The 12,111-nt window shown below is 64.0% G+C and carries 12 protein-coding genes; 2 read left to right on the top strand and 10 right to left on the bottom strand.

From position 1 onward, the window contains the following. Window positions 1-3: 3 nt before the first annotated feature. On the top strand, window positions 4-1,134 hold the full coding sequence (locus KF745_02670) for a DUF4238 domain-containing protein (protein MBX3357310.1): 1,131 nt from the start codon (window positions 4-6) through the stop codon (window positions 1,132-1,134). Here the strand turns inward: KF745_02670 and KF745_02665 are convergent. From KF745_02665 to KF745_02630, 8 genes are all read right to left on the bottom strand, one after another. Beyond that, window positions 1,109-2,134: a hypothetical protein gene (locus tag KF745_02665; GenBank protein ID MBX3357309.1), complete on the bottom strand. Its 1,026-nt coding sequence runs from the start codon at window positions 2,132-2,134 to the stop codon at window positions 1,109-1,111. The genes KF745_02670 and KF745_02665 overlap by 26 nt on opposite strands. 178 nt (window positions 2,135-2,312) lie before the next feature. Then, a complete protein-coding gene (locus KF745_02660; GenBank protein ID MBX3357308.1) occupies window positions 2,313-3,311 on the bottom strand; it encodes a hypothetical protein in 999 nt (332 codons plus the stop codon). A gap of 254 nt (window positions 3,312-3,565) precedes the next feature. After that, window positions 3,566-3,772, bottom strand: a complete 207-nt coding sequence (locus tag KF745_02655) for a hypothetical protein (GenBank protein MBX3357307.1) — start codon at window positions 3,770-3,772, stop codon at window positions 3,566-3,568. Window positions 3,773-4,473: 701 nt separating this feature from the next. Then, entirely contained in the window at window positions 4,474-5,583 is a 1,110-nt protein-coding gene (locus KF745_02650; protein MBX3357306.1) for a restriction endonuclease, read from the bottom strand. Between the two features lie 16 nt (window positions 5,584-5,599). Beyond that, window positions 5,600-6,766, bottom strand: a complete 1,167-nt coding sequence (locus tag KF745_02645) for a hypothetical protein (protein ID MBX3357305.1) — start codon at window positions 6,764-6,766, stop codon at window positions 5,600-5,602. A gap of 19 nt (window positions 6,767-6,785) precedes the next feature. Next, a complete protein-coding gene (locus KF745_02640; GenBank protein ID MBX3357304.1) occupies window positions 6,786-7,040 on the bottom strand; it encodes a hypothetical protein in 255 nt (84 codons plus the stop codon). After that, a complete protein-coding gene (locus KF745_02635; protein MBX3357303.1) occupies window positions 7,037-7,612 on the bottom strand; it encodes a hypothetical protein in 576 nt (191 codons plus the stop codon). The genes KF745_02640 and KF745_02635 overlap by 4 nt, the downstream gene beginning before the upstream one ends. A gap of 536 nt (window positions 7,613-8,148) precedes the next feature. Then, window positions 8,149-8,958, bottom strand: a complete 810-nt coding sequence (locus KF745_02630; GenBank protein ID MBX3357302.1) for a hypothetical protein — start codon at window positions 8,956-8,958, stop codon at window positions 8,149-8,151. Window positions 8,959-9,285: 327 nt separating this feature from the next. On the opposite strand from KF745_02630, the gene KF745_02625 reads away from it, so the two are divergent. Further along, window positions 9,286-10,644, top strand: coding sequence for a glycosyltransferase family 4 protein (locus KF745_02625; GenBank protein MBX3357301.1), 1,359 nt, complete (start codon window positions 9,286-9,288; stop codon window positions 10,642-10,644). 5 nt (window positions 10,645-10,649) lie between these two features. On the opposite strand, the gene KF745_02620 is transcribed toward KF745_02625, so the two are convergent. Together KF745_02620 and KF745_02615 are read right to left on the bottom strand one after the other, a co-directional pair. After that, window positions 10,650-11,462 (bottom strand): class I SAM-dependent methyltransferase, encoded by an 813-nt coding sequence (locus KF745_02620; GenBank protein MBX3357300.1) that lies wholly within the window; start codon window positions 11,460-11,462, stop codon window positions 10,650-10,652. A 59-nt stretch (window positions 11,463-11,521) separates the two neighbouring features. After that, window positions 11,522-12,091, bottom strand: coding sequence for a hypothetical protein (locus KF745_02615; GenBank protein ID MBX3357299.1), 570 nt, complete (start codon window positions 12,089-12,091; stop codon window positions 11,522-11,524). Window positions 12,092-12,111 lie beyond the last annotated feature (20 nt).

Here is a 12,111-nt window from a genome sequence, read left to right as displayed (position 1 = left end):
TCGATGTCCGCCACGAAGGAACGCAATCACTATGTGCCGCGGTTTCTGCTCAATCGGTTCGCGTCGCGAGCAGATGGCAAGAAGCGATTCGTGTGGCAGTTCTCGAAGGACAGATCGCCCAAGGAGCTCAGCACAAAGGACGTCGGAGTGAGCTCGTTCTTTTACGGCAAGCCCGAAAACGGAGTCGAAGAGCGTCTTCAGGGAGTCGAGGAGACCCAGGCGAGAGCGCTTGTCGCTGTTGATCAGGGCCAATCCCCCGCGGAGCACGCGGCAACGCTCCGGCAGCTGATCTGGATGCTCACCGTCCGCACCAACGCAACGCGCCAACAGTTTGCGGCCACCGGTTCCACGATGATGGACCAGCTCGAGCGCACCGCGGGGAGCGACGAAGCGAAGGCCGCGATGTTGGCCCAAGCGCACCGCGAGTGCGACGACCTTCTCCGGAAAGACCTCGCCAAGCTGCCCACGCCCTACGCGACGCGGGCGCTGGAACTCCTCGAGAACCCCGCCCGCGTGGACGCCTTCCGCGACTTGCTGACGCGTCATGTCGGCACCCTGGATCTGCAGGGCTTTCTTCGATGGGCCCGCCAGCAAGCGGGCCAGCTCTTCGACTTCACCAACGTGGCTGCAAAGGGACAAATCCGCGGACTCTCGGCCCTGCTCGACCTTGCCGATGCGCCCGCGTCCTTCGCGCCCTCGCACTGGGAGGTCATCAGACGCCCCAAGGGTACCTTCCTCCTCGGCGACGGGTGTGTGTTCGCGATCTCGATGGAGGGTCGAATCTCGTCGCCGTTTGTGTTCAAGGACACGTGGCAGGCTGTGTACTGCCCCATCAGCTCGAGCGCCGTGCTCGTCGCTTCTCCGAGACCGATCGACGGCGTGCTCTCCGACGAGCGAATCAATGTCGCCTCGGTAGAGCTCAGCGATGCGGTGTTCTTCGCCAGTCAATGCACCGATCGGGAATCGGAGTACGCGGCGCGAATCGGCACCGGCGAGCCGCTGATCTCGGAAGTCGAGCTGGCGGAGATGGCCCGCAACGGGTGGAAGGACCTACGGGACGGGAAGGGGCGATCGAAACAAGCACCCGGCGACGGCGCCAAATCGGAGATCAAGCCCCCTCCGAACGGGGAGTGAGCGGGCACAGCACCGGCTCGGACACGTGGACGTGCAGGCCGTCCTCGGGCAGGTCCTCGATGCAAAGGCCCAGGCGGCCCAGAATCCGCTCGAAGACGGCGGCCATCTGCCCCTCCCGATCCGCCTGCTCGTTCGCGCTGATCGCCTTGAAGATGGCGTCGGTCTCGGGCAAGAGATACTCCTTCAAGCCGGGGCTTTGCGAGGCGGCCTGCAAGAGTGAGTTGATGTGCTCTTCAGTCTCGCAGAGGGCCAAGGCGTGCACGAAGATGAGGATGGTCTCCGCGAGGAGCGGCCCGATTCGAGGGTGCAGATCCTCCAGACCCACGCCGGTGAACCGGTAGAACTGGACGTCGATCGTCGCGAAGACACTCAGCCGCTCCCCGAGTGCGTGCGCCGCGTCAATGAAGCCCGCGCTCAGAAAGTCGGCAACGGGGACAGGGTCGCCGTTGTCGCACCGCAGCCAGTGCCGGCAGAGAGCGATCGCCGTGCGGTCGATGTCGTATGCGGTGAGAACAGCCGCCACCGTGCCTCGAACCTGTCGCGCGTGCAAGCCGGTGACTCTGCCCAGTCCGGGCTGTTCCTCAGCTTCCATTTGCCCTCGACGAAGGACATGCCCGAACATAAACGCGAGCATGTACACGCGTTCCACTATTGCCGCGGAGTCGCTCCGTCCCCACGGAAAGTTGTCGAGCACCAGCGTGATCTGGAGAGGGGGCCCACCGGGCGCGGTAAGCATGATCCCACCCGACGCGACCGCCGCCTTCTGGCGGCAATACGGACCGGCTCGCGATTTGTGCTCGTGGTTGATCCGGTCGACGTGCTCGGCCATTCGATCCGTGACCAGCACCGACAGGTGCACGGGCGCGACCAGTTCCAAGTCTGATTGCTCGAACGGAACGAGGAGGCCTCGGATCTCCGCATCGGCCTTCTGGGCCAGTTCGTCGGCCAGGCCCTCGATCCTTATTGATGCGATCGTGATGCGTTGTTCAGTGTGCTCCATCGAGACCTGCCGGATCCAGGATGCCTGCGGCGTTTCGGACGCGAGCCGGTTGTGGCCCCGTCCGAGGGTATTGCGGCCAACTGCCCATTGCTTGGCACTCTTTGGACTTGCGGCAAACTCGTTCGCCACGCGTGGGGGCTGAGCAGCATGCGTTCAAGGCGCGCCGAGCCTGGTGTGCTCACGAGCGAGGTGTACCGAATGTGCGTTTGGCAGCAACCAGGTAACCGAGTGCATCGCGTTGGTGAGCTCTATCCGCCTTCACCCTCCAGTTCACGGCGGTGAAGAAAGCGCTCACTCCAGCCCCGCCAAGGGCTGAAGGCCATCCTCCGACCAATCCGCCCGTCAATGTGCTCACCGCGATCTGGAGCGCTGCGAGCCCGAAGTCGATGTTGTGGTCGCGCAAATAGCCGCTCAGGTCGACTTCAGTAGGTGTCAACTCGTCGCGCACCAGGGCCTCAGCATCCGCAATCAGTATCTCTGGAGGGCGGGCTCCGGACACCGATCGTGACGCAGTACGAACGGCTTTGCGGTATCGCAGCAGGGCGTCGTGGTGCTTGTCTCGAAACCTCATGATTCGAACAAGCGGGGTCGTGTTATTGATGTGGATGCAGTTGAGCGAAAGCAGGGCGACGACACCCTCTGCGCCCTTGGCACCGGATGTATCCGCGATCCGTGCCAAGCTCACCGGAAGGCTCGTCGGGCGGTCGGTAACCGGTGCCGAGCCGTCCTCGGCCGCGACGCATCCTGCCAGAACCGTCATGTAGGAAGAGGCGAATCCGTGGGACATGCCAACCCAATCGTCTTGGGCGCCAGAACCCTCGCCGAGGATCCGGTAACGGAGCTCGTGCGAGAGCTTCTCGCGGTGAACATCGGCGGTCATGACGTCCTTGAGTCTGCGGGACTTTCTGCAACGTCTTGCCTCGGCCCGGACCGCTGGATCATCGATCGTGGCGACGAACTGGTCGCCGGCGCTGACCACCGATGCCATCTCGGGGGAAACTACCCTCGGACGCAGAAACCCCAGATCCACTGCATTGCGGTTGTGCAATCGACGGTAGGGAGTTGCAATGCTCGATGGCACGATGGTCTGAAGCTGGTCCCAGTAGAGCATCAGGCTCGCAACAGTCCGGTGGTACGGTGGCTCGATCCAAGGGTGATACAGGCAGATCTCCGGCATGAGCGAGGGTATGGACCGCAACGGCACTGAGAGGGCTCTGGTCCCTCTGCTAGTCACCGTTGTTTGTACGCGGCGGGGTCAGTCAGACCGAGTGGGGAGCGCCGATGTCGACATCACAAGGCTTGGCTGGCCCCTCAGCCCCTGAACCGAGCCAACAGGGGGTTGTGGGAGAGGCGGCCTTTGGCTTCGGCGTGCGGGCGCGGGGCTCCGCCGAAGGCGAGAGCCCCGACGCCCGGTCCGAAGCCGACAGAGCATCATCGTCGTTGCTTCGTCTTTCGCCGCCGTTGGGGAGGCGGCTCCGGAATGAGCACCGCGTCAAGAAGAGCGTGCCAACCACACGAGGCCCTGCCGTCCTCATCCAGCGGCACGTGCTGCACCGCGGTCACTTGATAGGTGTCACCGCCCTTCGACAGGTGCTCTCCGATGCCGGGCACACGGCTCAGCAGGACGTCGAAGTTCATGCCGCACCGCCGGCATTTACGTTCACAAGCACCAGGTCGTGCAGCCGCTGTCTTTGTTGGTGCAGCCGATGCTCGGGCTCGGTCGCCTGCTGCCGTCGTCGCCTCATCGTGGATTATCCCAGCGGTCGGCGACGCCGGTCTGGATTACCCCGGGGGCCGGTGGTCCCGGCATTCGTGGGCGCACGCCAGACGCGAGCACCGGACAGACAATCCAACGAGAAGGCGTCAAAGCCAGTGCGTCTTGAAATGCGTCCTAGGCAGCCACCTGAAACGCGTCCTGAATCGCGTCCCAGCACCCAGAGATTCGGACAAGGTCAGGCAACACCGGACATTTGGTCCGGTGGTTGTGGGTTCGAGCCCTACACCACCTAACATCGCGTCGGGCGCACTCGGTGTCTCGGACGACGCCGCTCGACGACCGGACTGCACTCCTTGTATCAGTCCGGTTGTCCCTGAAAATGCGTCGAAATGCGTCCAACAATGCGTCCTGACTAGCCCCAAAGACGCATATGAGACACCCAACACTGGACCTTGTTGTCCCCCTCCAGGAAGCTCCCAAGGCCGTTTTTGATCACGTGGGAGGGGGAATTTCGTCATCAGGATCGTGCTGTCGATCCGGTGGTTGCGGGTTCGAGTCCCGTCCGCCTCGCTTCTAGGGCCGGTTTTTACCGGCCCTTTTCTATTGGTGGGTCACAGCGGGGTCACAAGCTGGGGCTCTCAGGGCCTTGCGCCTTCCGCCGTTTTTTCGCCTCGTGCTCGGCGTCCAGGCGGTCATAGTCGGCCAGCAGGTATCGGAGCCGCTTCAACGTCGGCCGATCCTTCACCTCGACGTAGAAGTGGGCGTACTTCGCCTCTTGGTCAAGCTCGGCTCGGATCAGAGTTCCATGCTGGTAGGACTCCAAGAGCACGAGGCGAGCCATCCCGTTCGTGACCGCCCGGCAGTAGTAGTAGAACGGCATCGGATTCACGTAGAACTTCCCACCAGTCATCACCGTCTCGTGGCCAAGCGCCATCGGATGCGGAGCCAGCTTCCGCTCGGTCCCCTCCAGTTCATCGCGCCACGAGTAGACCTTGGGCACCAAAGAAGGGTCCATAGGGTCCCGCATCACCCGCGCTTCGACAATGGCGGACTTGAACCGCACCTCTGACGAGTTGAACTCCCCATCGTTGTGCGGCAGACGGACTCGGGTGGCTGGTGGGAACTTCGCGCTGAACTCGGCTGGTGTGCCACGTAGCCGCCGCAGAGATTGCCGAACCGTGCCGTCGATCCAATCCCAAAGCGGACGATCGGTGCGGCCGATCAGAACTCGGGTGTGCATCACGTAGTAGGAGAGTGAGCCTCCCTCGTCGCGCAGCCGTACCCATGCCCCATTGGCTGCCTGAAGTTCAACGTCGAGCACCTGAACCGCCGGGGTCAAGTCATCCGTGAGATACCCTTCGGGGGCCTCGTCAAGTTCCGTGAGTGTGTAGAGGCCGATTCGATTCTCGCGGGCCACCTTGTAGCAGCCCTCTTGGTATCCGCTGGAACTGACCATCACCGCCTTGTTCGCCCCTGCGCCTCGGGACTTGGTAACGAACGCTTCCACGTCGTCAACGGGGACGGCTCTCGCGGTGTCCTTGCACTCAATGACCGTCAGATAGCTGTATAGCGCGTGCTCGAACCGAATGGTGGCATCGAACTGGCGGCCGTCGATCGAATCATTCCATGTAACTTTGCCGCCCTTCGCTTCGGCCTTGTGGATCGCCGTCACGAGGCGCTCGAACTGCTTCCACTTCGGCTCTGCGGATTCAGGCAGGTTTTCTTGGTCCATCTGGCGGCCCCGCTGATTACGCTTTCTTCTTCTTCGCCCTTTTCTTCTTTGCCTTCGGCTGTTTCGCGGCAGCCTTCTTTCCTGCCTTCGGCTTTGCCTTAGCCTTCTTGGACACGCTGTGCTTCGGCTTCGGAGCCGGGGATTTGGCGGAGCCGGCTGGCGTTGCGGCAGCAGCGGCGCTCGCGGCGGCTTCCTCCTGTTCAACGAACGGCCGCGCCCACTCCCGCAGTTCCCACCAGTCCGCTTCCTTCGGCAGCGGGAAGTGTTCGATGAACTCGGCATCGACCAGTTGACGGAACATCATCTCCACCGATCGCCGGGGAAGCAGGCCCAGCATGGAGTCGTAGAACGTGGTGTGGGTCTGGTAGTGATGGGAGTGGATGAACGGGTCCCAGGTCTTGCACAGGTCGTCTTCCGAGCGGATGTCGATGATCTCCGTCTCCTCCATCTGCCTCACGTTCACGTCGCCCCAGCCCTCTTTCATCAGCTTCACGGCTTCAACGTCGGTGGCGGGCGCGCCATATCCGAAGATCGTCAGCAGGAAGCAGTTCTTCATCGCCGATTGCACGGACTTCCACGCGAGAGCGATCAGGGGATCAGCCGTGTAGTTCTTCTGGGCCACGGGGTACAGCAGCCGGCTGTCCACGAACGGCTCTCCGCACTGCCGGCAGTTGTTGCCCCGGTCGCCGATGCTTGGCCGCTCGTGTCGAACGCAGTAACCAGTCGCCACGTTCCCATGCAGGTGCAGGCAGAGAGGGGGCTTTGCGATCGGGATGCACCGGCGCACCGCTTGAATCAGGAACGGGTCCCAGTTGAAGCTCGCAATCAGGTCCTTCGATCGAAGTGACAGCACGAGGTGGTCATAGATCGTCGGTTCCTTCGGCAACCGTAACTCGGTGAAGTAGTTGAACACCTCGTCTTCCAGGTTCTTCACCAACGCGGCGTGCTTCCCACCGGCCACGAGCCGGGAGTAGAGGGCCTCGAAGTTTTCCCCATCGACGTAGACACCGGCCGCCTCCAACTTCGGCCGAAGCTTGAGGGTTTCGATGAAGTCGGCGATGACAGGCAGTTTCCGACCGGCAGCGTCGCCCTTCGGGCAGCAGGCGCGGCTAGCACCAGCACCGATGATGACGACGTGTCGGCGGATGTTGTGCGTCGGTAGTGGCGGAATCTTCGCAGTCATGGGGACGATTGTACGAGGATCATCGTTCCCGCCTGACCCGGTGCATCCACCGCCACCACCGCCCAGGGCGAGCGCCGAAGTAGAACAGCAGTACCTTGTTCGCGTCCGCGCCGACGTGCCGGCAGCAGGCTTCCACGTCGGCCTCGGTTGGGGGCCGGCGCACGTCGTCCGCCATGAACCGATTCAGTTCCACGATCGCCCACAGGTCAGCATTGGACAGGCGGACCCGCTGGGCGAACTTGTTGATACGGTCAAGCAGGCCGTCGCCGATCATGCCCGGCCCCCGTACTGCCGGATCGCGGCGTCAGCGGCGGCCTTCCCATAGCGCCTTTCGTAGCGAGACTGATCGCTCAGATTGAACTTGGGGCTGCGCGGGTTGTAGCAGCCCGTATCGCCCAGGGCGATGCCGTTCCGGCCGCCGGCGGCTCCACCGCCCACACTCACCGGCCAGTAGTGGGGCCGCTGGGCGCGCAACTGACTGACGATCCACGCGGCCGGCTCCACTCCGGGCAGGGTGTCGGCGGCATCCTTGCGGGTCACGACGCGGCCCGACTCATCGACCGTGAACAGACCACGGGCCAGCGTCAGGTAGTCGGCCTTGTGCTCGGGCTTGGCCCCGCACTTGGCGAACGCATCGGACAGCGCCGCGTCGATCCGCTCCGCCGCGCGCTCGCCCCGGACCTTCGCGGCCTCTGCTACCGCCGCGTCCCGCTCGGCCGTCAGCGCCTTCGTCCGCTCCGCGATCAGGGCTTCCGCCTCTGGGGTCTTGGTCAGCAGCGCCGACACGATCGCAACCGCCGCGACCGTGAACCGCCGCTTGCTCCGCCACCCGCGGACTTCGGCCACCAGTGCGGCCGGAGTGTGCGGAGTTGAGCGATGATCCATTGATCGGGCGTGGCTCCGGGGATGACGCCCGCCGCGTCGGCCTTCGTTACAACCTCACCCTTCTCGGAGAGCACGAACAGGGGACAGGCGAGGGCGAGAGCATCGGTCGCGTTGTCGGCGATCATGCCCGAGCGGCGAGTGCATCGGTGAGTGTCCGGTTCACCTTCTCACCCGCCCGACAAGCTCAACAATGGACACAATCGCTCTGTGCCAGTGGAAGCAAACGGCGCGCCAGGAATCGTGAATCTTGAGACGCAAACTAGGGTCGCGCAGGGCTTGCGGTTCGCGCTGAGTCTAGTAGTGATTGGGACAGGGAGGTGAGTTCGCGTGCGGCAGCCGCATGCGTGATTGAGTAGGGAGCGCCTCCATCCGGCGCCATTGGTTGCGGTAGGACCGCAGCCGGTGGCGCCACTTTTCTACACAGTGTGTGCGCAGTAAAGAAGCGGCGCCCAACGGCGCCGCTTTCGGAAGCACCTGGTTGGAATCCGGCTTCGCGATCAGCCCCCGTTTCCGTCGCCACCGCCTGGCTGGCCGCGGCCGCGACGGCGTGGCGGAGCGTTGTCTTCGCCTTGGGCCTCGCCTCGGCCGCCCATGCCGCGAGGATTCAGCATCGTCTCAAACTGCTTCATCTGGTCCTCGGAGAGCACGGGCTTGAGAGCCGTGGTGAGATTCTGCCGGGACTCCTGCATGGTCTTGCGGAGTGCTTCGGGATCGATGTCCTCGCGGTTTGCGCCCGGGCCGGGCATCGCCTTGGCCTGCGCGGTCACGAACTCCTCGATCGCGTCGAGGGCCTGGTCGCGCTTGGCGCCCTCGAGGTTGAACCCGGCGATGGTGTCAACCATCTGGTCCCAACGCCGATTGAACGTCCCGAGCACTGCGACGGCCTTCTGCGTCTGTTCCGGCGAGAGGGACGATCCCAGCGACTTCTCCAGCTTGGTCCGTTCGGCGGCATTGAGTTCCTGAAGTTCTCGCATGCCCTCACGCATGCGGCCGCGACCGCCTTCGTCGCCACCTTCTCCGCCACCGCCCTCGCGTGCCCGCTCCCGCAAGGCCTGGGTCGCCGCGTTGTGGCTCTCCCGGGCCTGGGTGTAGGCCTTGACGAGCGCGGCGGTTTCGTTCTCGCTCAGGCCGAGCTTCTTTGCCACGCTCTGGGCTTCGAGTTCCCAGGCGGCCTTGGCCTTCTCCGGGGACATGGCCTGACGCGGGCCACCCGCCCCCTGCGGGCCGCCGCCCTGCCGCTCCCGCGGCTGGGGTTGGCCCCCGCGGCCGCCACCCTGATTCGGCTGGGCGAGTACCGGTAGGGACATGACTCCGACAACAACGCAGGAAACCAACACTCTGGCCGTGCGCATAGGAACCGCTCCAAAGCGGGTCGGGCCATGGGTAATCCCACTGGCAGGATGCCGACTCGCACAGGACAAACGCGTTGGTCGGTCCCATATTTCAGGAGGTGGGCATCGGGTTCGCCCGACTGCAACCACCGATGGATACTCAAGTTGTGAGATAGTCTCGGTATTGGGGACAGATTGGTCGATAGGCAACAATCCGCGGAATCGTGCGTATGGCGATGGTCTGGGTGCTGCTCCGCAGGGAACGCGGGCGGTTGCCAATCCGGTGTTCCCGTTGATTCCCTGATGCGAATCCTGACGGTCATCCATAATCTGGGTCCTGGCGGCATGCAGCGGATTGCCCAGGAGTGCGCCATCGCGTTCCGCGAGTCCGGTCATGATTCCGCAGTGCTGGCCTACGAGGCAGGCGGACCGAGAATTGCACGACTTCAGGCCGCGGGCGTTTCGACGTTTGTCGGTGGAACCGGCTTGGATCAGATTCGCCACGTGACGGCCCAGGCATCGGGTTGGAACCCCGACATCATCCATGCTCACCGCTTTGGGGGGGCGAGGCCAATGCTCGGGGTTGTCCTGCGCCAATTGAAGGCGAAGTCCGCCCATCGCTTGCCGATCGTCGCCACTAAGCACTTTGCCCAGGTTGACTGGACGCCGGACCGAAACCTGCTGGATGTGCATGTCCAGATATCCCAGTGGTGCATGTGGAGGTGGCGACGATGGGCGCGTCCGTTGTCTCCGCCGCCTGTGGATGCACTTGTTCGCCCCTTTGTGCGGCCGGACTCGTTCTATCCGTCGTCGGTCGAGCAGCGCGAGGCGTTCCGGGCACGGCTCGGTCTGGCGCCTGATGCGTTCCTGCTGGGACGGTTCGGGCAGCCGCAGCGACCGATCTGGCCGCGGACTCTGCTGCTTGCGTTCGAGGCGTTCGCGAAGACCGAGCCGCGGGCGCACCTGCTTCTGCTGGGACGGGCTCCGGCGCTGGACCGCGCGATGGCCGACCTGCGGCCTGACGTGAGGGCAAGAGTGCTCAGTATGCCGTTCCTGCACGACGATCAGAGCCTGAGGGAAGCCTACTCGGCGCTGGACGTGTTCCTGCACGTGACACGGATCGGCGAGACATTCGGAATGGTGCTCTGCGAGGCGATGCTGTGCGGGACGCCGGTGGTGACGCTGAGCACGCCGACGAAGTCCAACGCACAACTGGAGATCGTGGGCCACGAGCGGGGCGGTCTGGTATGCGCGGATCTGGCGAGCGTTCCGGTGGCGCTCAGGCGACTCATGGACGACTACGGTCTGCGCCGACGACTGGGTATGCAGGCACGCGAGTGGGTGCGGGCCGAACTCGAGCCCAAACAGCAGACGGAGAAGCTGCTCAGAGTCTTCGCCTTGGCTGTCGAGCACGAAGATCGTGAGTCGCTGCGCCGGGCGCTCGCGGCGGAAGAAGCGATCGTCACCAAAGTCACTGCGGCCGATATCGAGCGATTGTGCGAGCACACGATCGGCCGTGTGAGTTTCTGGGACCGGGCGGTGATGCGGCTGGTCGAGAACCCTTGGGCGCACCGCTTGATTTATACGATGATGCAGCGCCGACAGATGGCGGGCCCTGCGTCCCAATCGACAGGAACAAGCCGTCTGTTCAGCATTTCATGAGCGAGTTAGAGTGTAACCGTCACTCGCATGAATGTCGCCGGGATCGAGGTGCCGCCAGCGGTGTTCGTGTTCTGCGAGTTGGCGAGGTCCACCAGTTGGGCGTGGAGTTCGTTCTCTTTGCCGTTTTTCTGGGCGGCCTCGAAGGCGTTCATGGTTGGGCCGTAGTAGCGGCGGAAGAGGTCGATGAACTCGGCGGGGGACTTGTCGGGGGAGGTGAAGTGGAAGGTGTCCCTGGCCATGGCGATCTTCGCGGCGGGGACGCCAGCCTTGGTGAACCGCTCGGTGATGTGGGACTCGACGCCCCAGGTCATGGGGCTGATGAAGCCCTCGGGGGGCGGGGGTGTGAATGCGGAACTGATGCGGAGGACCTGGGAGACGAAGGTCGGATCGTTGGGGATCCAGTTTCCCATGATGATCCGGCCGCGGGGGCGGGTGACGCGGACCAGTTCTTTGGCGACGTCGAAGGGGCGGGGGGCGAACATGGCGCCGAAGATGGAAATGGCGAGGTCGAAGGAGTAGTCGGGGACGCCGGTGAGGGCGCACGCATCGCCTTCCTGGAAGGTCAGGTTGGTGAGGCGGGCGGCCTTGGCGCGGGCGTTGCCGGCGTCGACGAGGTTCTTCGCGATGTCGATCCCGACCACCTCGGCGGCGAGGCCGGCCATGGGGAGGGCGGTGGTGCCGTCCCCGCAGCCAAGGTCGAGGACCCGCATGGAGGATGTGGCGCCGCAGGAGCGAGCGACAGCCTCGCCGGAGTCTCGCATGAAGCTAGCGATGCGGGTGAAATCGCCCTTTTCCCAGAGGGCCTTGTTGGGGTTCATGAGTGGTTTCCAGGAAGAAGAGGTACTGTATGGCGGCCCATGGCAGAGAGCAGGCAGAGCTAGCCGTGAGTGCGCCGAGAGCGTCCGGCGCCCCAGTTCGTGAGCGCGGCCGCGACTCGTTCGACACGGGCGAGGAGCTCGGCGCCGAGTTGGTTCCGGCCGTGGCCGGGGGGCGGGGCAACATGCGCGGGGTAGGGCGGGGCAACTGCATCGAGGTGTTGAAAGATGGACTCGAAGGACTCCAAAACGCCTTGAGCTGTATCCCGGATCAGGGCGACGACTTCGCGGTGCTCGGCGTCGCGTGAACGGTCGCGGCGAACGTCGTAACAGAACATGGCGTGGTGGAAGTCGACTGGACGAACACTGAGATAGACGATTGATCCGGGAATGTTGATCGAGCCTGCTGTGTGGGTCACAGCAAGCTCGACGACCGCGAGCACCGCGTTCATCTGGTCACCGGGGTAGAGCCCAAAGTCCAGGTTGAGGAGGCGCGTGTCGTTCACCGTCCACAGTGCTCCCCCCTCGTCAGTTCTCCAGTCGCAGCCTGGAACCGCGGCGAGGAACGGTAAGAAGGCGCCGAGCGCCCCTTTGCCTCCCTTCTGTGGGATGAATAACTCGAAGGAGGACATGGTGAGCGCCTCCCTCTGAA

The organism is Phycisphaeraceae bacterium (assembly GCA_019636655.1).
Lineage (GTDB): Bacteria > Planctomycetota > Phycisphaerae > Phycisphaerales > UBA1924 > JAHBXB01.
This window is presented reverse-complemented; position numbering and strand designations above follow the sequence as displayed.

Bases quoted from the DNA above. Each gene is read 5' to 3' on its own strand.
- KF745_02670 (MBX3357310.1), top strand. From the start codon at position 4: ATGTCCGCCACGAAGGAACGCAATCACTATGTGCCGCGGTTTCTGCTC.
- KF745_02665 (MBX3357309.1), bottom strand. From the start codon at position 2,134: ATGGAGCACACTGAACAACGCATCACGATCGCATCAATAAGGATCGAG.
- KF745_02660 (MBX3357308.1), bottom strand. From the start codon at position 3,311: ATGCCGGAGATCTGCCTGTATCACCCTTGGATCGAGCCACCGTACCAC.
- KF745_02655 (MBX3357307.1), bottom strand. From the start codon at position 3,772: ATGAACTTCGACGTCCTGCTGAGCCGTGTGCCCGGCATCGGAGAGCAC.
- KF745_02650 (MBX3357306.1), bottom strand. From the start codon at position 5,583: ATGGACCAAGAAAACCTGCCTGAATCCGCAGAGCCGAAGTGGAAGCAG.
- KF745_02645 (MBX3357305.1), bottom strand. From the start codon at position 6,766: ATGACTGCGAAGATTCCGCCACTACCGACGCACAACATCCGCCGACAC.
- KF745_02640 (MBX3357304.1), bottom strand. From the start codon at position 7,040: ATGATCGGCGACGGCCTGCTTGACCGTATCAACAAGTTCGCCCAGCGG.
- KF745_02630 (MBX3357302.1), bottom strand. From the start codon at position 8,958: ATGTCCCTACCGGTACTCGCCCAGCCGAATCAGGGTGGCGGCCGCGGG.
- KF745_02625 (MBX3357301.1), top strand. From the start codon at position 9,286: ATGCGAATCCTGACGGTCATCCATAATCTGGGTCCTGGCGGCATGCAG.
- KF745_02620 (MBX3357300.1), bottom strand. From the start codon at position 11,462: ATGAACCCCAACAAGGCCCTCTGGGAAAAGGGCGATTTCACCCGCATC.
- KF745_02615 (MBX3357299.1), bottom strand. From the start codon at position 12,091: ATGTCCTCCTTCGAGTTATTCATCCCACAGAAGGGAGGCAAAGGGGCG.